The organism is Cupriavidus pinatubonensis (assembly GCF_019602855.1).
Lineage (GTDB): Bacteria > Pseudomonadota > Gammaproteobacteria > Burkholderiales > Burkholderiaceae > Cupriavidus > Cupriavidus pinatubonensis.
On record NZ_CP080767.1, the window covers coordinates 631927 to 647883 of the forward strand.

19 protein-coding genes are annotated in these 15957 nt (G+C 64.7%); 7 read left to right on the forward strand and 12 right to left on the reverse strand.

What is annotated here, in order from left to right:
• Positions 1–54: 54 nt before the first annotated feature.
• Positions 55–1080, reverse strand: a complete 1026-nt coding sequence (locus K2O51_RS15415) for a bile acid:sodium symporter family protein (RefSeq protein ID WP_011296773.1) — start codon at positions 1078–1080, stop codon at positions 55–57.
• 81 nt (positions 1081–1161) lie between these two features.
• On the opposite strand from K2O51_RS15415, the gene K2O51_RS15420 reads away from it, so the two are divergent.
• Positions 1162–2076: a LysR family transcriptional regulator gene (locus K2O51_RS15420; protein WP_011296774.1), complete on the forward strand. Its 915-nt coding sequence runs from the start codon at positions 1162–1164 to the stop codon at positions 2074–2076.
• 15 nt (positions 2077–2091) lie between these two features.
• On the opposite strand, the gene K2O51_RS15425 is transcribed toward K2O51_RS15420, so the two are convergent.
• Complete coding sequence (locus tag K2O51_RS15425) at positions 2092–2877, reverse strand: class I SAM-dependent methyltransferase (RefSeq protein WP_140950564.1); 786 nt, start codon at positions 2875–2877, stop codon at positions 2092–2094.
• A gap of 137 nt (positions 2878–3014) precedes the next feature.
• On the opposite strand from K2O51_RS15425, the gene K2O51_RS15430 reads away from it, so the two are divergent.
• Positions 3015–3857 (forward strand): MmyB family transcriptional regulator, encoded by an 843-nt coding sequence (locus tag K2O51_RS15430; RefSeq protein WP_011296776.1) that lies wholly within the window; start codon positions 3015–3017, stop codon positions 3855–3857.
• A 27-nt stretch (positions 3858–3884) separates the two neighbouring features.
• Here the strand turns inward: K2O51_RS15430 and K2O51_RS15435 are convergent, their stop codons facing one another.
• Entirely contained in the window at positions 3885–4643 is a 759-nt protein-coding gene (locus tag K2O51_RS15435) for a 3-hydroxyacyl-CoA dehydrogenase (protein ID WP_011296777.1), read from the reverse strand.
• Between the two features lie 171 nt (positions 4644–4814).
• Entirely contained in the window at positions 4815–5480 is a 666-nt protein-coding gene (gene adk / locus K2O51_RS15440; protein WP_011296778.1) for an adenylate kinase, read from the reverse strand.
• A gap of 89 nt (positions 5481–5569) precedes the next feature.
• Here adk and K2O51_RS15445 point away from each other — a divergent pair, with 89 nt between their 5' ends.
• Positions 5570–5758 carry a hypothetical protein gene (locus tag K2O51_RS15445; protein WP_140950565.1) on the forward strand — a complete coding sequence of 63 codons (189 nt, stop codon included), beginning with the start codon at positions 5570–5572 and terminating at the stop codon, positions 5756–5758.
• A gap of 70 nt (positions 5759–5828) precedes the next feature.
• On the opposite strand, the gene kdsB is transcribed toward K2O51_RS15445, so the two are convergent.
• From kdsB to K2O51_RS15470, 5 genes are all read right to left on the reverse strand, one after another.
• On the reverse strand, positions 5829–6638 hold the full coding sequence (gene kdsB / locus K2O51_RS15450; RefSeq protein WP_140950566.1) for a 3-deoxy-manno-octulosonate cytidylyltransferase: 810 nt from the start codon (positions 6636–6638) through the stop codon (positions 5829–5831).
• A gap of 10 nt (positions 6639–6648) precedes the next feature.
• Positions 6649–6852, reverse strand: a complete 204-nt coding sequence (locus K2O51_RS15455; RefSeq protein WP_011296780.1) for a Trm112 family protein — start codon at positions 6850–6852, stop codon at positions 6649–6651.
• Positions 6833–7933 carry a tetraacyldisaccharide 4'-kinase gene (gene lpxK, locus K2O51_RS15460; protein WP_011296781.1) on the reverse strand — a complete coding sequence of 367 codons (1101 nt, stop codon included), beginning with the start codon at positions 7931–7933 and terminating at the stop codon, positions 6833–6835. Before lpxK ends, K2O51_RS15455 begins: the two co-directional genes overlap by 20 nt.
• Before the next feature lie 123 nt (positions 7934–8056).
• Entirely contained in the window at positions 8057–8488 is a 432-nt protein-coding gene (locus tag K2O51_RS15465) for an ExbD/TolR family protein (RefSeq protein WP_011296782.1), read from the reverse strand.
• Positions 8489–8514: 26 nt separating this feature from the next.
• Positions 8515–9135 carry a MotA/TolQ/ExbB proton channel family protein gene (locus tag K2O51_RS15470; protein ID WP_041679824.1) on the reverse strand — a complete coding sequence of 207 codons (621 nt, stop codon included), beginning with the start codon at positions 9133–9135 and terminating at the stop codon, positions 8515–8517.
• A 1042-nt stretch (positions 9136–10177) separates the two neighbouring features.
• On the opposite strand from K2O51_RS15470, the gene xseA reads away from it, so the two are divergent.
• Together xseA and sodB are read left to right on the forward strand one after the other, a co-directional pair.
• Positions 10178–11563: an exodeoxyribonuclease VII large subunit gene (xseA, locus tag K2O51_RS15475; RefSeq protein WP_041679483.1), complete on the forward strand. Its 1386-nt coding sequence runs from the start codon at positions 10178–10180 to the stop codon at positions 11561–11563.
• 131 nt (positions 11564–11694) lie between these two features.
• A complete protein-coding gene (sodB, locus tag K2O51_RS15480; RefSeq protein ID WP_011296785.1) occupies positions 11695–12276 on the forward strand; it encodes a superoxide dismutase [Fe] in 582 nt (193 codons plus the stop codon).
• Between the two features lie 456 nt (positions 12277–12732).
• On the opposite strand, the gene K2O51_RS15485 is transcribed toward sodB, so the two are convergent.
• The 3 genes from K2O51_RS15485 to K2O51_RS15495 form a co-directional block, all read right to left on the reverse strand.
• A complete protein-coding gene (locus K2O51_RS15485) occupies positions 12733–13017 on the reverse strand; it encodes a hypothetical protein (protein WP_011296787.1) in 285 nt (94 codons plus the stop codon).
• A gap of 130 nt (positions 13018–13147) precedes the next feature.
• Positions 13148–13423, reverse strand: coding sequence for a hypothetical protein (locus K2O51_RS15490; protein ID WP_245001956.1), 276 nt, complete (start codon positions 13421–13423; stop codon positions 13148–13150).
• A 412-nt stretch (positions 13424–13835) separates the two neighbouring features.
• Positions 13836–14069, reverse strand: a complete 234-nt coding sequence (locus tag K2O51_RS15495) for a hypothetical protein (RefSeq protein ID WP_041679485.1) — start codon at positions 14067–14069, stop codon at positions 13836–13838.
• A gap of 131 nt (positions 14070–14200) precedes the next feature.
• Here K2O51_RS15495 and K2O51_RS15500 point away from each other — a divergent pair, with 131 nt between their 5' ends.
• Together K2O51_RS15500 and K2O51_RS15505 are read left to right on the forward strand one after the other, a co-directional pair.
• A complete protein-coding gene (locus K2O51_RS15500) occupies positions 14201–14746 on the forward strand; it encodes a DUF4142 domain-containing protein (RefSeq protein ID WP_220631312.1) in 546 nt (181 codons plus the stop codon).
• 298 nt (positions 14747–15044) lie between these two features.
• Positions 15045–15509 (forward strand): hemerythrin domain-containing protein, encoded by a 465-nt coding sequence (locus tag K2O51_RS15505; protein WP_011296791.1) that lies wholly within the window; start codon positions 15045–15047, stop codon positions 15507–15509.
• Positions 15510–15957 lie beyond the last annotated feature (448 nt).

Here is a 15957-nt window from a genome sequence, read left to right on the forward strand (position 1 = left end):
GAGGAAAATAAAAACGGGGGACATGTCCCCCGTTTTTTATGCGAATGCCAGGTTTCAGGCCCGCGCCGCAGCCCGATCCTCCACCAGCGCATCACGATTCGCATACCGTGCCGCAATCACCGAACACACAATCAGCTGCAACTGGTGATAGACCATCAGCGGCAACACCAACAGCCCCAGCGCGGGATGCCCGGCGAACAGAATGTTGGCCATCGGGATGCCGTTGGCCAGGCTCTTCTTGGAGCCGCAGAAGACTGCGGTAATTTCGTCTTCGACGCTGAAATGCAGCCGGCGCGCGACAAAGGTGGTCGTGCCAAGCACGACAAACAGCAGCACGGCGGCCAGCGCCATCACTGCGGCAATGGTCTGCCACTGGTAGTGGTGCCACAGGCCTTCGGCGGTCGCGTCGCAGAACGACGAGTAGACGATCAGCACGATCACGCCGCGGTCGATCTTGTTGGTGATGTGCTTTTTCTTCGCCAGCCAGCTACCGATCAGCGGGCGCAGCAACTGGCCCAGCGCGAACGGCAGCAGCAGTTGCAGCGCCACGCCCATGAGCGCCTTGCCGAGCGGCATGGAAGCGCCGCTCGCGCTGATGACCAGACCCATCAGCAGCGGCGTGACGGCCATGCCGATCAGGCCCGAGATGGTGGCGTTGAAGATGGCGCCCGGCACGTTGCCGCGTGCCATCGACGTCATGGCGACTGACGATGAAACGGTCGACGGCAGCGCGCACAGGTAGAACACGCCCAGCAGCAGGTCCGCCGGCAGTGTGTTGCGAAGCGACAGCATCAGCAGCAAGCCCACCACCGGGAACACGACGTACGTGAAGACCTGCACGAATACATGCAGGCGCCAGTGCCTGGCCCCGGACACGAGCTTGTCGCGCGACAACGCTGCGCCATGCAAGAAAAACACGAGCGCCACGCCGAGGCTGGTGATGGTGCCGAGATGCAGCGGACCGCGGCTGCTGCCGAACTCAGGGGCGAGCAACGCGATGCCGATGGCGGTCAGCATGATCAGGACGAAGCCGTCGATCAGGTCGTAGAGTTTCTTGAGCTTGGTAAACATGCTGGACATCTAAGGGTTTAGCCTAGTATTGGACGCTACCCGGGTCTAGAATGCAAATTCATTTATCGCATTCATTTATCTCGTCGTTGCATGAATTACACACTCCGTCAGTTGCGGGTGTTCCTCGCAGTCGCGGAAACGGGTGGTTTCAGCCGGGCCGCGGATGCCGTTGGCCTGACCCAGTCAGCCATCAGCCGCGGCGTGGCGGAGCTGGAAGAGTCCCTTGGCGTGCGGCTGTTGGACCGGACCACGCGCGAGGTGGTGCTAACCCATGCCGGCCAGGCGCTGGCTCCGGCACTGGAACGTCTTCTGGGGCAGCTGGACGATACGCTTGAAGATACGCGTGAGCTCGGCGAGCACTATCGCGGACGCGTTGTGATAGCCGGTGCCCCGACGATTTCGGCGCGGCTGATGCCGATGTACGTGGCCGCATGCGCCGCGCAGTACCCCGAGATCCGCCTGACCGTGCGCGACAACGTGCAGGCCGATGGCATCGAGCAAGTGCGTGCTGGCGGCGTGGATTTTGGCGTGCTGATCGACCCGCTCGTGCACGACGGGCTCACTATCGAGCCGCTGGTGACGGATCCGTTCTGCTTCGTGTGCCGGCGCGACCATCCGCTCGCGCAGGAGAAAACGGTCCCCTGGTCCGCACTGGACGGCATGCGGCTGGTGCTGCTGGACTTTGCCTCGGGCAGCCGGCCGCTGATCGATCGCGTGTTCGGACGGCACGGCATCGTGCCGCGCGTGGTGCAGGAACTGGGCCACTCGGCCAGCGTGTTCGGCATGGTGGAGGCGGGCATCGGCGCATCGGTATTGCCGACGTACTCGCTGCCGTTGCCGGCGGCGTCGCCTCTGGTCTGGCGGCCGCTGGTGCCGCGCGAAGAGCGGCGCATCGTCATGGTCCGGCGCGAGGACCGTTCGCTGTCGCCTGCCGCCGAAGCGGTATGGGCGCTGGTCCGCAATCTCACCATCAAGGCGGCCACGCGGGAGCCGGTGGCCGGTTGATCGATCTGCGCAACCTTAGCGTGCCCTGGCTGTGATCATGACCGCTTCCAGATCGAAGCTGCCGTCGGGCTGCACGTGATAGTGCTCGCCGACTTCGGCGGGGGCGAACTGCCACAGATGGCGGATGGCCTCGACCGCGACCGGCGCCGTGCGCATGCGCTTGACCCAGCTATCGAACTCGATGCCGATGCGCCAGACCGGCGAGACATCAATTTCACCGGCCGCAAAGCCCGCAGCTTCGAACATCGCGCGCCATGCCGGGCCCGTGTAGTCGCGCACATGTGATGGATCGCGCAGCAACTCGACTGACTGCAGCCACGTGTCGCGCAGCGGGTCCTCGGCGCCCGCGATGTCGATCAGCACCACCTTGCCGCCCGGCTTGAGCACACGGCGCATCTCGCGCAGCGCGGCCGGCACGCTGCGCCAGTGGTGCGCGCTCATGCGCGACACGACGGCGCAGAACGTGCCATCCGCAAACGGCAGCGTTTCCGCCGCGCCCTGACGCGTGACGATATTGCCGAGTCCGCGATCGCGCGCAGCGCCTGCGACCACATCGAGCATCTCCTGGGACAGGTCATAGGCGGTGACCGTGCCGGCAACAGCCGCTGCAGCGAAGCTCGCATGCCCCGCGCCGCAGCCGAGATCGAGCACGGTGCTCGCCGCGCGCTTGTCCGCCGGGATCAGGTCCGCCAGTTCCCGTTTGAGCTGTTCCAGATCGGCCCCCTGTGCGTGGACGGCGCTGGTGAGGTAGGCGCTGGCGGTGGCGCCGAACTGGGCGGCGACGAGTTCCTGTTGTTGCATGGCTGCTCCTGAACCGGCTTCATGCCGGTCTTCTGATGGATCGGGGAGTTGCCCGCAGAGCGGGTTCGAGCTACTGTAGGCCGACTGTTTTCCCGGTACAAGTTACCGTTTTATCCTGGTATAAGACGCACCACCCTATGGTCCAGTTTGCCTCCGATACAGACCCAATTGTCCAGCCCGATTCTCTGTCCGATGCGGGCGCCGCCGCGCCGGTCACGCGCGAAGCGGTGCTCGGCGCTTTCCTGCGCGCCCACCGCGAGCGGCTGGCGCCGGCAGACGTAGGGCTGCCGCCGGGGCGCCGCCGGCGTACGCCGGGCCTGCGCCGCGAGGAAGTGGCCCAGCTTGCGGGACTGAGCGCCACATGGGTGACGTGGCTGGAGCAGGGGAGACCGGTCGCGCTGTCGGCACGGGCGCTGGCGAGCCTGGCCGCCGCGCTGCGCCTGTCGCGCGCCGAGCGTGCCTACCTGTTCGAACTGGCCGGGCGGCGCGACCCGCAGCAGGCCGGCGGTGAAGCGGTTCCGGCAGCGGTGATGGCGAGCGTCCATGCCATCCGGGGCCCGGCCTACCTGCTGGATCGTCAGTGGAACGCACTGACGTGGAACGCGGCGGCTGCAGAGTTGTTTATCGGCTGGCTCGACGGGGACAGTCAGGAGCGGAACCTGCTGCGCGCAATGTTCGTGTCGGCACCGCTGCAGGCATTGGTCGAGGACTGGCCGCACCGGGCCGGGCGCCTGGTGGCGGAATTCCGCGCGCACAGCATCCGCCATGCAGACGACGCGCCAATGCGTGCGCTGATCGAAGGATTGATGGCGGAGAGCCCCGCCTTTCGCGCGGCCTGGCTGTCGCAGGACGTGGAAGACCGGGAAGGCGGGCGCCGCGGCTTCCGCCATCCGGCGCTCGGCGCGCTGCAGTTCGAGCAGCTCACGCTGTGGCCGGCGGCGGCGCCGGGTTTGATGCTGGTGATGCTGCTGCCGGCGTGAAGCAGCGGCAGCAGGCAAAGCGGTCCCTTACTTGGGCTGCATCCGGATCGCGCCGTCGAGGCGGATCACTTCGCCGTTGAGCATGGTATTGCCGATGATGGCCTTGGCCAGCTTGGCGTATTCCGCCGGGCGGCCCAGACGCGGGGGGAACGGCACCATCCTGCCGAGAGCGTCCTGCACTTCCTGCGGCATGCCGAGCAGCATCGGCGTTTCGAACAGGCCGGGGGCGATCGTCACGCAGCGCACGCCGTCACGAGACAGGTCGCGCGCAATGGCCAGCGTCATGCCGACCACGCCGCCCTTGGACGCGGCATAGGCGGCCTGTCCGATCTGGCCGTCGAACGCGGCCACCGACGCGGTGTTGATGATCACGCCGCGCTCGCCTTCGGCGTCGGGCGTGTTCTGCACCATCGCCGCAGCGGCCAGGCGAATCATGTTGAAGGTGCCGATCAAATTGACGCGGATGGTCTTGTCGAACGCGTCGAGCGGATGCGGGCCGTTCTTGCCCACGGTCTTGTTGGCCGTGGCGATGCCGGCGCAATTGACCAGCCCGGACACGCGGCCGAGCGCCTGTGCGGCGGCGACCGCCGCCTGGCCGTCGGCTTCCGACGAGACATCGCACTTGACGAAGGTCCCGCCCAACTCCTGCGCGAGCGCGGTGCCCGCAGCCTCGTTCAGGTCGGCGATGACGACCTTGCCGCCAGCCTCGGCCAGCATGCGCGCGGTGCCTTCTCCCAGGCCAGACGCGCCGCCCGTGACGATGAATACATTGTCCTGAATGTCCATTTGCTGTCTCCTCGGTGATCAGTCGCGGTGGCGACTGCCGTTTACGTAAACGTCAACTCTGGCGCTATTGTACGGACGGTAGCCTGACTGGCAAGGGGGAAAGCGATAAGGATCCCAGAACGCAAAAAGCGACCCGAAGGTCGCTTTTTGTTGGGCTGCCAGGATCGAGGCTTACTTGAGCGCTTCGAACACGCGGGCAGTGATGCTGTCCACATCGCCCACGCCGGCGATCTTGCGGTACTTCGGCGGGGACACCTTGGCCGTGGCATCGCCCTTGGCGGCCCAGTCCGAGTAATAGTCCACCAGCGGGCGGGTTTGCTGCGAATACACGTCCAGGCGCTTGCGGACGGTGTCTTCCTTGTCGTCGTCGCGCTGGATCAGCGCTTCGCCGGTTTCATCGTCGACGCCTTCCGTTTTGGGCGGGTTGTACTTGACGTGGTAGGTCCGGCCCGAGGCCACGTGCACGCGGCGGCCGCTCATGCGCTCGATGATGGCGTCGAACGGCACGTCGATTTCCAGCACGTAGTCGATCGCCACGCCGGCTTCCTTCATGGCCTCGGCCTGCGGAATGGTGCGCGGGAAGCCATCGAACAGGTAGCCGTTCTTGCAATCGGCGTCCTTAAGACGGTCCTTGACCAAGCCGATAATGATGTCATCCGACACAAGTCCGCCCGCATCCATGACCTTCTTGGCTTCCACGCCAAGCGGTGTACCGGCCTTCACCGCGGCGCGCAGCATGTCGCCCGTGGAGATTTGCGGAATGCCGAACTTCTCGCAGATGAACTTGGCTTGCGTGCCTTTGCCAGCGCCGGGTGCGCCCAACAGGATCAAACGCATTTACGGGTCCTCAGAGTTTTGAATCTTGTGTAGCGGGAGACAAGAAGGAGGGTAACGCCGTAACTTGACGCAGGACTTACTGCGCGCGCATGAATCAGGTCACGCTGTCGGCCGGCGCGGCGCTGCGGGGAACGCGGCGCGGGACACCGGACGGGCTCTATCTGTATCTCCCCACCGAGCTTTGGCCGGCCGGCGCATTCTGGTGCGCCATCCCGACGGCTCTGTATCGGCAAACATTATGCCATGACGCGCAACGAATCCGGCCCGAATTCGGCTGATTCCATGGTTGCATCAGTATGAACCCCAACGCAAAGGCGGCGCGAAGCACTCCGCCGCGTGGCAAAGTGGTCAGGGACCTTCCTGAGCCATACCTTGCGCCCACAGCGCGCGCACGCGTTCGAGATCCGCGGCGGTGTCGACACCGGGGGCCGGTGCGGCCGCGGCTTCCAGCACCGCAATGCGCTCGCCATGCCACATGGCGCGCAGTTGCTCCAGGGCTTCGGTCTGCTCTAGCGGCGCCGCCGCCAAGGTAGGGAAGCGGCGCAGGAAGCCGGCACGGTAGGCGTACAGGCCAATATGGCGCAACACCGGCATGGCCGGCAGCGGCACCTGCGCGGCCGAGGCGGGCACCGCCGGCACGCCGGCCCAGTCGTCGCGCGACCACGGAATCGGTGCGCGCGAGAAGTACAGCGCACGTCCGCCGGCATCGCAAACGACCTTGACGACGTTCGGGTTGAAGACATCAGCCACGTCGTGCAGCGCATGCGCGGCAGTGGCGATCGCACAATCGGCGTGGTGAGCAAGGTGCATTGCCACGTCGTCGATCAGCTGCGGGTCGATCAGCGGCTCGTCGCCCTGTACGTTGACGACGATGGCATCGTCAGGCAGCGCAAGCTGTGCTGCGACTTCGGCCAGCCGGTCCGTGCCCGACGGGTGGTCAGCACGCGTCAGGACCGCGTCGATGCCATGCGCGGCGCACGCTTCGGCGACAGCCGGCGCATCGGTGGCCACCACGGTGCGCTGCGCTGACGACGCGTGCGCACGCTCGGCCACGCGCACGATCATCGGGTGACCACCGATATCGGCCAGCGGCTTGTTCGGCAGCCGCGTGGAAGCCAGCCGCGCCGGAATGACGACAGTGAAGGCCGGGATGCTCATGATGCGCGCCTCACTCCGTCCGCGGCGCGGCCGGGTCGATCACGCGCCCTGGCACCGATTGCCGGGCCTCGTCGGCCAGCATGACGGGAATGCCGTCGCGGATCGGGTAGGCGAGCTTGTCCGCGTGGCAGATCAGTTCCTGCGCGGCGCGGTCGTATTCCAGCTTGCCCTTGCAAAGCGGGCAGACCAGGATTTCAAGCAGCCGGTTGTCCATCTTGGTGTTCCTTGTTGAGGCCCGTGGCGCCGCCCGATGCGGGCGTGCTCTTTGCGGCCGGTACGCGCGCCAGCACGGCGCGTCGGATCTTGTCGATCAGGCCCGCATCGATCACGGGCGTGGTGGGGACGACCCAGATGCGCGGGTCGTCGAATCGCTCGCATTTTACGGCATCCTTCTCGGTGATCAGGATGACGTCGGCGTCGAGCGCGTCAGGGTTGCCGGCGAACGGGTCCTCGGCGAAATCGTAGTGATCGGGCAGCGGCAGCGTCTTCGGACTCAGGCCCGCACCGCGCAGGCTCGCGAAGAACCGTTCGGGGTTGCCGATACCGGCTGCGGCCAGCACGCGGCGCCCGGCAAACGCGCTGACCGGGCGTGCCATGGTCGGATCGTTGAGCTGCCAGGCCTCATCAAGATCCAGCCGCATGCCATAGACATCGGGCCGCTCGGGCGTGGCGCGGAAGTTCGGGTCATTGATCAGCGTGGCGTCGCGCGGGCGTGAAAGCGGCTCGCGCAGCGGACCGGCGGGCAGCATCAGGCCGTTGCCGCCCATGCGCGAATCGAACATGACGATCTCGAAGTCGCGCTGCAGGCGGTAGTGCTGCAGGCCGTCGTCCAGCAGCAGCACGTTGACGCCCGGGTGCGACACCAGCATGGTCTGCGCGCACAGCGCGCGGTCGGGGAATACCCAGACCGGCACGTCGGCGGCGCGCGCAATCAGCAGCGGTTCGTCGCCGACATCCGACGCCTTTGACGTCGGCTTGACTCGGCGCGGATGCTTGAGCGTAACGCCGTAACCGCGCGACACCACCCCCGGACGCAGGCCGGCCTCGGTCAGTGCCTGCGCCAGCGCGATCACTGCCGGCGTCTTGCCGGTACCGCCAACGGTCACATTACCCACGACGATCACCGGCATCGGCAGCCGCGTCGACTTGAACCAGCCATGCAGGTAACCGTAGCGGCGCACGCGCGCGATCAGCCCGAACAGCAGCGAGAACGGCAGCATCAGCCAGGCGAACCAACCCCGGCGTTGCCACTGGGCGGTCACGAAATCGGCGAGGTCATGGCGCGGAGCGGACATGGAAGGGCAGGGGGAAGGGTGGTTGGCTGGCCTGGCGGCCGGCCGGACGCGCACATTATGGGCATTGCCCTGCGCACGGGGCAACCCCGGCGCCCTGCCGGCACCGGGTTGGGTCTGGCACGATCAGCGCGGCTGCGCGCTCTGCGTGGCGAAGGTCAGGCGCGACAGGCCGGCCAGCCGCGCCGCTTCCATCACGTTGACCACGGCCTGGTGCGTGGCCTGGGCATCGGCGTTGACGATCACCACCGGCGGCTGGCCGCTCGTGGCCGGACCGGCCGCGGCGCGAAGCTGGTCCGCCAGGCTGGTCACGTCCTTCTGCTCCATCACATGCTTGTTGACGGAATAGACGCCGCGCGAAGACACCGACACCACGATCTCCTGCGGGCGCTGCTGCGCGCGCTCGGCGTCGGCGGTCGGCAGCTGGATTTGCAGCTCGGTGTAGCGCGAGTACGTGGTCGTGATCATGAGGAAGATCAGGATCACGAGCAGCACATCGATGAGCGGAATCAGGTTGATTTCCGGCTCTTCACGCCGCTGTCGGGAACGGAATTGCATGGCGCTTCCTGCGTGGATGCCGGCGCTCAGGCGCGCCGTTGCGGCAGGATGGCGTCGAGGAACGCCGTCGCGCGGAATTCCAGCTCGGCCACGTAGTCGTCGACGCGGCGGCGGAAATAGCGCCAGAAGATCAGCGCCGGAATTGCGACGATCAGGCCGAACGCGGTGTTGTACAAGGCCACCGAGATCCCGTGCGCAAGCTGCTCGGGATTCGCGCCGGTGCCGCCCTGGCTGCCGAAGATCTCGATCATGCCGATCACCGTGCCGAGCAGGCCCATCAGCGGCGCCACCGACGCAATGGTGCCCAGCGCGTTCAGGTAGCGCTCGAGCTCATGGGCAACCGCACGGCCCGCTTCCTCCACGACTTCCTTGGCGGCATCGCGCGACGTATGGGGCTGCAGCACTACGTGACGGAGCCCGGCCGCGAGCACGCGGCCCAGCGGGGAGTTCTGTTCCAGCGTATTGACCACCTCGGGCGTGGCGCGGCGCTGCTGCGCCGCCGACAGCGCCTCTTCGTAGAGGCGCGCGGGAAGCACCTTGCTGCGCTTGAGGGTGAGGAAGCGCTCGACGATCAGTGCCAGCGCGAGAACCGAAGCGAGCAGCAGCGGCCAGATCGGCCAGCCGGCCGCTTGAATGATCGAAAACAATTGGACCCCCGAATCGACAACCAGAGACGACAGAAAACGGACCGGCTTTATATGGCAGCCCTTGGATACGCGCATACCGAGGCACTGCGCGCAGCGGCACTGCTCGAAAAATCAGGCAGCACTCTAACCCGCGCCATGGCGCGCGGCAAGACACTGGCAAACGGTGTCTCGGCGGCGCATCGGTGCGGCCGCGTGCGCTTTCCACAGCGGTGCGGGACAGGATTGTGGATGGATTGTGGAAACCGGCCGGACAAACGCGCTAAGCCATTGATCTGAAACGAAGATGGCAGTGTTGCCTGTTTTTTGTGCAGCCCCCTGTTGGAGGCGGTTATACCGGTCCGGCCGCGTGGTTGCGATCTTTGAAACGGGGTTTACCCCGCTGCTTTCCACAGCAGTGCGGGACAGGAGTGTGGACGGCTTGTGGAAAGCTGCCTGAGAAGCGAGTTAAGTTCTTGATTTCATTAGGCCAAGAAGGTGTTGCGTAAAAAATAAGCAAAGGGTGCTGATCCCAGTAGCACCGATCCTGCGTCGAGCCACCTGGCAATGTCTTTCTTTTTCCACATGCCACAAGGAGAGCATTGTGGACGGGTTGTGGACAACCTATGGAGATCCTGCCTAAGTACTTGATTCGTTTGAAGTACGTGTGCCGTGCTCACAAAATAGGCATTCAGGCGGCATGGGGGCATGAATCGAGGGTGTGGCCCCCGGGATTCTTCTCGGCGATGTCGCGTACCGGGACGCGCGTGTTCAGGCGCCTAAAGCAACACCCGCCAAATGAGTGTGCCGAATCATCCTCTTTTATCCAGAGTTCCTGTGGATAACTTTGTGAACAAGCCCGCGGGTGAAGCCTGTAAGTGATTGACGCGTAAGGAAATTGGTTACATTGCCTAATTTTTGTTTCGCGCCGAAAAATCAAAAGAATCAACGGGTTGTACGTACTTATGCGGATTTTGGCAGAGGTCGCCGCCATCACGACACCCCTCTTGACATACCCGTTATGCTGTGGACATGTCCTATCCCCGCCGCACCGCGGCTACGACCCATGCCAGAGCCGCAGAACTTTTCGCGTGAAACGCCCTCCATGCCAGCTCGCAATCCGCGCGAAGCGATTCCCGTGGGGGAGCTGAACCATGCGATCGCAACCATGCTGGAGCGGGGCTTTCCTTTGACGTGGGTGCGCGGAGAAATCTCGAACTTCACCCGCGCGGCCAGTGGTCATTGGTATTTCTCGCTGAAAGACGCGCGCGCGCAGATTCGCTGTGTGATGTTCCGCGGGCGTAACCAGCATGTCGACTTCACGCCGCGCGAAGGGGAAGCGGTGGAAGTCCGTGCCGTCGTCACGCTGTACGAGGCGCGTGGCGATCTCCAGCTCGGCGTCGAAGCCATGCGCCGTGCCGGACTTGGCAATCTTTACGAGGCGTTCCTGCGTTTGAAGGAAAAACTGGCGCAGGCCGGACTGTTCGCGCCCGAGCGCAAGCGCCCAGTGCCATCTCACCCGCGCTCGATCGGCATTGTCACATCGCTGCAGGCGGCGGCGCTACGCGACGTGCTGACTACGCTGCGGCGGCGCGCGCCGCACGTGCCGGTGACGGTGTACCCCGTGCCGGTGCAAGGCGCGGGCGCCGCGCAGAAGATTGCCGACATGCTGGACCAAGCCAGCGCGCGGCGCGAGTGCGACGTGATCATCCTGTGCCGCGGTGGCGGCAGCATTGAAGACCTGTGGTCCTTCAACGAAGAAGCGGTAGCGCACGCCATTGCGCGTAGCGCGGTGCCTGTGGTGTCTGGCGTCGGCCACGAAACGGACTTCACCATTGCAGATTTCGTTGCCGACGTGCGCGCGCCGACACCCACGGGCGCGGCCGAACTGGTCAGTCCCGACCGCGGGCACTTGCTAGGCCTGACGCGGCGGGCCGGCGATGCGCTGGTACAGTCGATGCGTCGTGAACTGGACCGGCGTGCGCAGCATCTGGACTGGCTCGCGCGTCGGGTGCGCAGCCCGCTGGCGCAACTGCAGGAGCGGCGTGCGCGCGTCGACAATCTCGCGCGACACTTGCGTTCGGCCTTGCGTGAAACCGTGGTTGCCCAGCGTCACCGACAGCAATTGCTGGCCATACGCTGGACCGCCTGCCGGCCCGATATGGCGGCGGCCAGCGCCGATGTCGCGCGGCTGTCACAGCGCATGCAGGCCGCGGCAACCCGTACGCATGAGCGCCAGACGCAGCGCCTGGCGCGCGTAGCCGGTGCGCTGGAGTTGCTGGCGCCGCAGCGTACGCTGGAGCGCGGCTATGCCGTGCTGCTCGACCAGCGCGGCCGCGCACTGCGTTCGCCCGCGGAACTGCGTGCAGGGAGCGTGGTGGAGGCCCATCTGGCCGACGGCGTGGCGGACATCGCGATTGCCGGCGTACAGGCCAAACTTGGCGGAATCTAAGGGTCGGCCGGCATCGCGCGGACAAACTAACATGACCCCAGGGGGCTTTGCGCCGCGGTTTGCGTGGGTCTTGCAAGTCTCCTACAATCGGCAATTCCTCGACCACAACCCCAACCCACAGAGACAGAACAATGGAACACAAGCTCCCCCCGCTGCCGTACGCGCATGATGCCCTGGCTCCGCACATCTCCAAGGAGACGCTGGAGTTCCACCACGACAAGCATCACCAGACGTACGTCACCAACCTGAACAACCTCATCAAGGGCACCGAGTTCGAAAACGCGACCCTCGAAGAGATCACCAAAAAGTCGTCGGGCGGCATCTTCAACAACGCCGCCCAAGTGTGGAACCACACGTTCTACTGGGAATCGATGAAGCCCAACGGCGGCGGCCAGCCGACCGGCGCGCTGGCTGATGCCATCAACGCCAAGTGGGGTTCGTTCGACAAGTTCAAGGAAGAGTTCACGAAGACCGCGGTTGGCACCTTCGGTTCGGGTTGGGCATGGCTGGTCAAGAAGGCCGATGGCTCGCTGGACCTGTTGTCCACGTCCAACGCCGCCACGCCGCTGACCACCGACGCCAAGCCGCTGCTGACCTGCGACGTGTGGGAACACGCCTACTACATCGACTACCGCAATGCCCGTCCGAAGTACGTCGAGGCATTCTGGAACGTCGTGAACTGGGACTTCGCCGCTCAGAACTTCGCAGGCTGATTCGTTTCAGCGCATACAAGGCCCCGAAATGTTCGGGGCTTTTTTTCGCTTTCGATCGGACCGCCCGTATTGCCGCCCATCAATCGTGGATGTGAATCGGACGGGGCAGAGCCGCAAGCGACTACACTTCAGTTGCGCCTTCGTTGTTCTCAGGGTCTGCCAGCCTGTAGCCGGCACACGACTTCGCCTGGAACCGATGCCGACGCTTTGCGGAGACCGTATGAATGCGACTCACGAGCGTGGCGAAAAGAGGCCGGAGACATCAAGCATCCGTCAAACGCGCAGGCGAATACGGCAGCAACTCGAAATTGTGCGTGAGGCTCGACTTGCCGGTGGCGACGTGGAGCTTGCCCTGTTTGTCCTTGTCGCGATGCGCCGCTCGCAGACCACGCTGAGGTGGGTGCGCGATATCCGGCAGCAGTTCGCGCGGTAGTCTGACGCAGCGCCACTTGGCAATCAAAGGCCAGCGAGCGGCTCGCCTGGCACCAGGCCGTCGATGATGTGCGCGCCGTGCTCGATTGCCGCGCGCTTGGCGGCACCAAGGTCCGACCATTGCGCTTCGGGGACGTGGAACACGCGGCCATTGTCCGCGCCCGGTTGCTCGCCTTCCCGGCAGATCACAACCGAAGCGCTATAGGTCCGGTCCGGCCGGGGTTCGTGCCATGCGCGCGGCGCGTCGAATTTGTAGACCAGGGGATAGATGTCGAAGCCTTTGCTGCTGGCTGCGGGATAGTTGTCCATCGCTGCACCTCCTCCGGGTTGAATAGTCACTGTACGCGCATTTCTTCCACTGGAGAGAACTTTTCACCTGAACTGCCACGCTGGCAGAATCCGCGGTGAAAACACTGCCCCGCGCGAAACCATGCTTGCCTCAGGCAGTACGACGCGGCAATGACGAGCGGATAGCGTTGTGCTGATGCCGCGATGCTGGCGCGCGCATGCGTGCGATCGCGTGTTCGCCGGCACGCCGGGCGGCTTGCCTCGCCTTGTTTTCGGTGCCGTGCGTGGCATGCCGCAACGAGACGTTGGCCACGACGCGTTCAGCGCCGTCCCGGTATTCCGAGATCATATAGTTCGCGAACCATACGCCGGGCTCTTGCTGGATGGGGTACACCGAGACGGTGAACGGATTGGTGTTTGGATTCAAATGATTCAAATTGCTTCCTGTCTGAAAGGCACAAGAGCCGTAAGACAACGTTTGCCGCGCCTATGGGGGCGCGTGCCGGCTATCGGTGCCATTGCTAAAGTCAGTGCCATGTCCTGCGTTTCGACGCAGGCTGCAAAACTGACGTGTGAGTAACCGTGCTTGCGCAAGCCAGCGTGCGAGTACATGCGCGATGGTTGCGGAGCGGACGTGCCGCAGGTCGGGGTCGTGGTTGCAGGCGATGATTGCCGCAAAAGGGCCGGGTGTACGCCCGGCGGGCCGTCGGTGCTCTTCTAATGATGATGTTGCCGACGGCGCATCTGTCGTCGAACTATGTCGACGAGCTCCGATAGTACCACTATCGTGATTTTCTCGCCCGCAACAGGTCCGCAGCCATGTCAATGCGCCCGGCGCATCACTCGCTGCCAGTCCCTTCGTCCGGCACGAGTGCCCAGCCTTTCGGGCCGTTGTCCTTCGCTTCGCGATAGCGCCATATCGCGCCGCACTCCTGGCAGCGGAACGTGCTGATCGTGACCGTGACCGATCCTGGAATCCTGCTGCGCCGGGTGTCGACGATGCGAAGCCCAGGATGTCCCGGGGCGCCAGATGTATCGCGCGTCACGGAAAGACAGTTCTCGCACAGTTGCATGCCGGCCTCTTGTCCTGAAGGAAGCCGACTGTAGCATGCGCTGCCCGGAATCCCAGCCAATACCGTTCGGGCCTTCGGCACGCACATTGCATTGCCTCGGCAGTTCAGCAACGAATCAGTCGAGGTGCCACATGCGACCCGTCAATCTCGCGATCGGAGCCGTCACGGCCCTGTTGCTCGGCGTTTCTCACATGGCGTATGCCGCGTCCATGAGCGAGCAGCCCGGTACCGCGCTGGCCGGCGACAGCGACGTGATATTCCTGCGCAAGGCCGCGGACGCCGGCACCATGGAAATCGCGGCAAGCCGGCTCGCGCAAACGAAGGCCAGCAGCGAGCCCGTGAAGGCGTTCGCCGCGATGATGATCCGCGACCACGGCGCAGCGAACGAAAAGATGAAGCCGATCGCGCAGCGGCTCGGGATTCAGCTTCCGTCTTCACCGCCCGACGTCAAGAAGCAGGAGCTCGCGCAACTGGAGCAACTGAGCGGCCCGGCGTTCGACAACGCCTACGCGCAGCAGATCGGCATCGATGCACACCAGGACGCCGTGGCGCTCTTCCGGAAGGCCGTCGACGACGCGAAGGACGCGGACGTCAAGGCCTTCGCGCGGCAAACACTTCCCACGCTGAGCCATCATCTCGACATGGCGAAACAGATGGCGGCTCAGGTGAAGAAGTAGCGGTGCTGCATCGGCGAACTGGGCCGCTTCGGCGCATCAGGCAATATCCGCACGCGATCGTGGATGGCATCACCACGGTCGCCGAGGAATACCACTGCTTTCATTTGCTGTCTCCTGCGCGGCTCGGGAAAGCCTCCGAGACGCAAGAAGCGTGACAAGCACGGGAGCCGATTGAAGACCGCGTCGCTACCGATCTAGTCCATGATCCGCATGGAACGCGTCTTGCTCATGCCGGGCGGGCGCCCCGGCGCCCGAGTCCTGTTCATTCCTTTAATTCCATCCCCACTGCAGAGACATCATGGACAAATCTAAAATTCCCACGGAGCAGCGTGCCGCACTGGCCTTGCTCGCCGACGACCATCGTGCCGTGAAGAAACTGTTCAAGCAGTTCGAGGACGCGAAGGACGATGCCGACAAGCAGTCGATTGCGGCGGAGACCTGCCGCCAGCTCACGGTACACGCGCAGATCGAGGAAGAGATCTTCTATCCCGCGCTGCGCGGCGTGAGCGACAAGATCGACGACATGCTCGATGAAGCCAAGGTCGAGCACGGTGTCGCCAAGGACCTGATCGCGGAGATCGAGTCAGGCGAGAAGGAGATGCTGGAGGCGCGCTATACGGTGCTGTCCGAGTATGTCGGCCACCATGTCGAGGAAGAAGAGAACGAACTCTTTCCGGCAATCATCCGCGCCAAGATCGATTTGGCCGACGTGGCGCAGCAACTCGAAAGCCGCAAGTCGGAATTGCTTGGCGAAACCGCCTGAGCCTGAGTGACGGCGCGCCAAGTCTGCTAGTTCGAGGGGGTCAGCGCTTGCGTGCCGGCTCGCCGCGCATGTCCGCTGTGCCTCCTGAGCCGACCGAGGCGCCCGTCCCCGAGACACCATCGCTGCTGCCTGGTCAGCGTGAACCCCCGGTAGCGCCGGCCACGCCGCCCATATCCGGCGTTGATGCCGCGCGCGTTGTCGATGGCCCGGTATCCCTGGCTTGCGGGCGCGGCGGTGGTCCGCTGGCCGCGCGTGCATCCGGTGTGGACGCAGTGTGCGGTGTCGTCCCTTGCTGGCGGATGCGGCGATTGGCCGGCTCATTGGGTGGGTCATTGGGCGCCGCGTATGCGGCACCGCTCGTTCCGGCCACGGCGATAAGCAGCAGGACCACGCAGCTGCGCATTTGCCAAGCATTTCCCATGCTGTCCTCCATGCGACATATGCCCTG

What these genes read in the sequence shown, in the direction of transcription:
- K2O51_RS15430 (WP_011296776.1), top strand. Translation starts at nt 3,015, where the DNA reads ATGGTCCAGTTTGCCTCCGATACAGACCCAATTGTCCAGCCCGATTCT.
- K2O51_RS15425 (WP_140950564.1), bottom strand. Translation starts at nt 2,877, where the DNA reads ATGCAACAACAGGAACTCGTCGCCGCCCAGTTCGGCGCCACCGCCAGC.
- lpxK (WP_011296781.1), bottom strand. Translation starts at nt 7,933, where the DNA reads ATGTCCGCTCCGCGCCATGACCTCGCCGATTTCGTGACCGCCCAGTGG.
- K2O51_RS15485 (WP_011296787.1), bottom strand. Translation starts at nt 13,017, where the DNA reads ATGGACAACTATCCCGCAGCCAGCAGCAAAGGCTTCGACATCTATCCC.
- K2O51_RS15455 (WP_011296780.1), bottom strand. Translation starts at nt 6,852, where the DNA reads ATGGACAACCGGCTGCTTGAAATCCTGGTCTGCCCGCTTTGCAAGGGC.
- K2O51_RS15435 (WP_011296777.1), bottom strand. Translation starts at nt 4,643, where the DNA reads ATGGACATTCAGGACAATGTATTCATCGTCACGGGCGGCGCGTCTGGC.
- K2O51_RS15445 (WP_140950565.1), top strand. Translation starts at nt 5,570, where the DNA reads ATGAATCAGGTCACGCTGTCGGCCGGCGCGGCGCTGCGGGGAACGCGG.
- K2O51_RS15420 (WP_011296774.1), top strand. Translation starts at nt 1,162, where the DNA reads ATGAATTACACACTCCGTCAGTTGCGGGTGTTCCTCGCAGTCGCGGAA.
- K2O51_RS15500 (WP_220631312.1), top strand. Translation starts at nt 14,201, where the DNA reads ATGCGACCCGTCAATCTCGCGATCGGAGCCGTCACGGCCCTGTTGCTC.
- adk (WP_011296778.1), bottom strand. Translation starts at nt 5,480, where the DNA reads ATGCGTTTGATCCTGTTGGGCGCACCCGGCGCTGGCAAAGGCACGCAA.
- K2O51_RS15465 (WP_011296782.1), bottom strand. Translation starts at nt 8,488, where the DNA reads ATGCAATTCCGTTCCCGACAGCGGCGTGAAGAGCCGGAAATCAACCTG.
- xseA (WP_041679483.1), top strand. Translation starts at nt 10,178, where the DNA reads ATGCCAGAGCCGCAGAACTTTTCGCGTGAAACGCCCTCCATGCCAGCT.
- K2O51_RS15415 (WP_011296773.1), bottom strand. Translation starts at nt 1,080, where the DNA reads ATGTCCAGCATGTTTACCAAGCTCAAGAAACTCTACGACCTGATCGAC.
- K2O51_RS15495 (WP_041679485.1), bottom strand. Translation starts at nt 14,069, where the DNA reads ATGCAACTGTGCGAGAACTGTCTTTCCGTGACGCGCGATACATCTGGC.
- sodB (WP_011296785.1), top strand. Translation starts at nt 11,695, where the DNA reads ATGGAACACAAGCTCCCCCCGCTGCCGTACGCGCATGATGCCCTGGCT.
- K2O51_RS15505 (WP_011296791.1), top strand. Translation starts at nt 15,045, where the DNA reads ATGGACAAATCTAAAATTCCCACGGAGCAGCGTGCCGCACTGGCCTTG.
- kdsB (WP_140950566.1), bottom strand. Translation starts at nt 6,638, where the DNA reads ATGAGCATCCCGGCCTTCACTGTCGTCATTCCGGCGCGGCTGGCTTCC.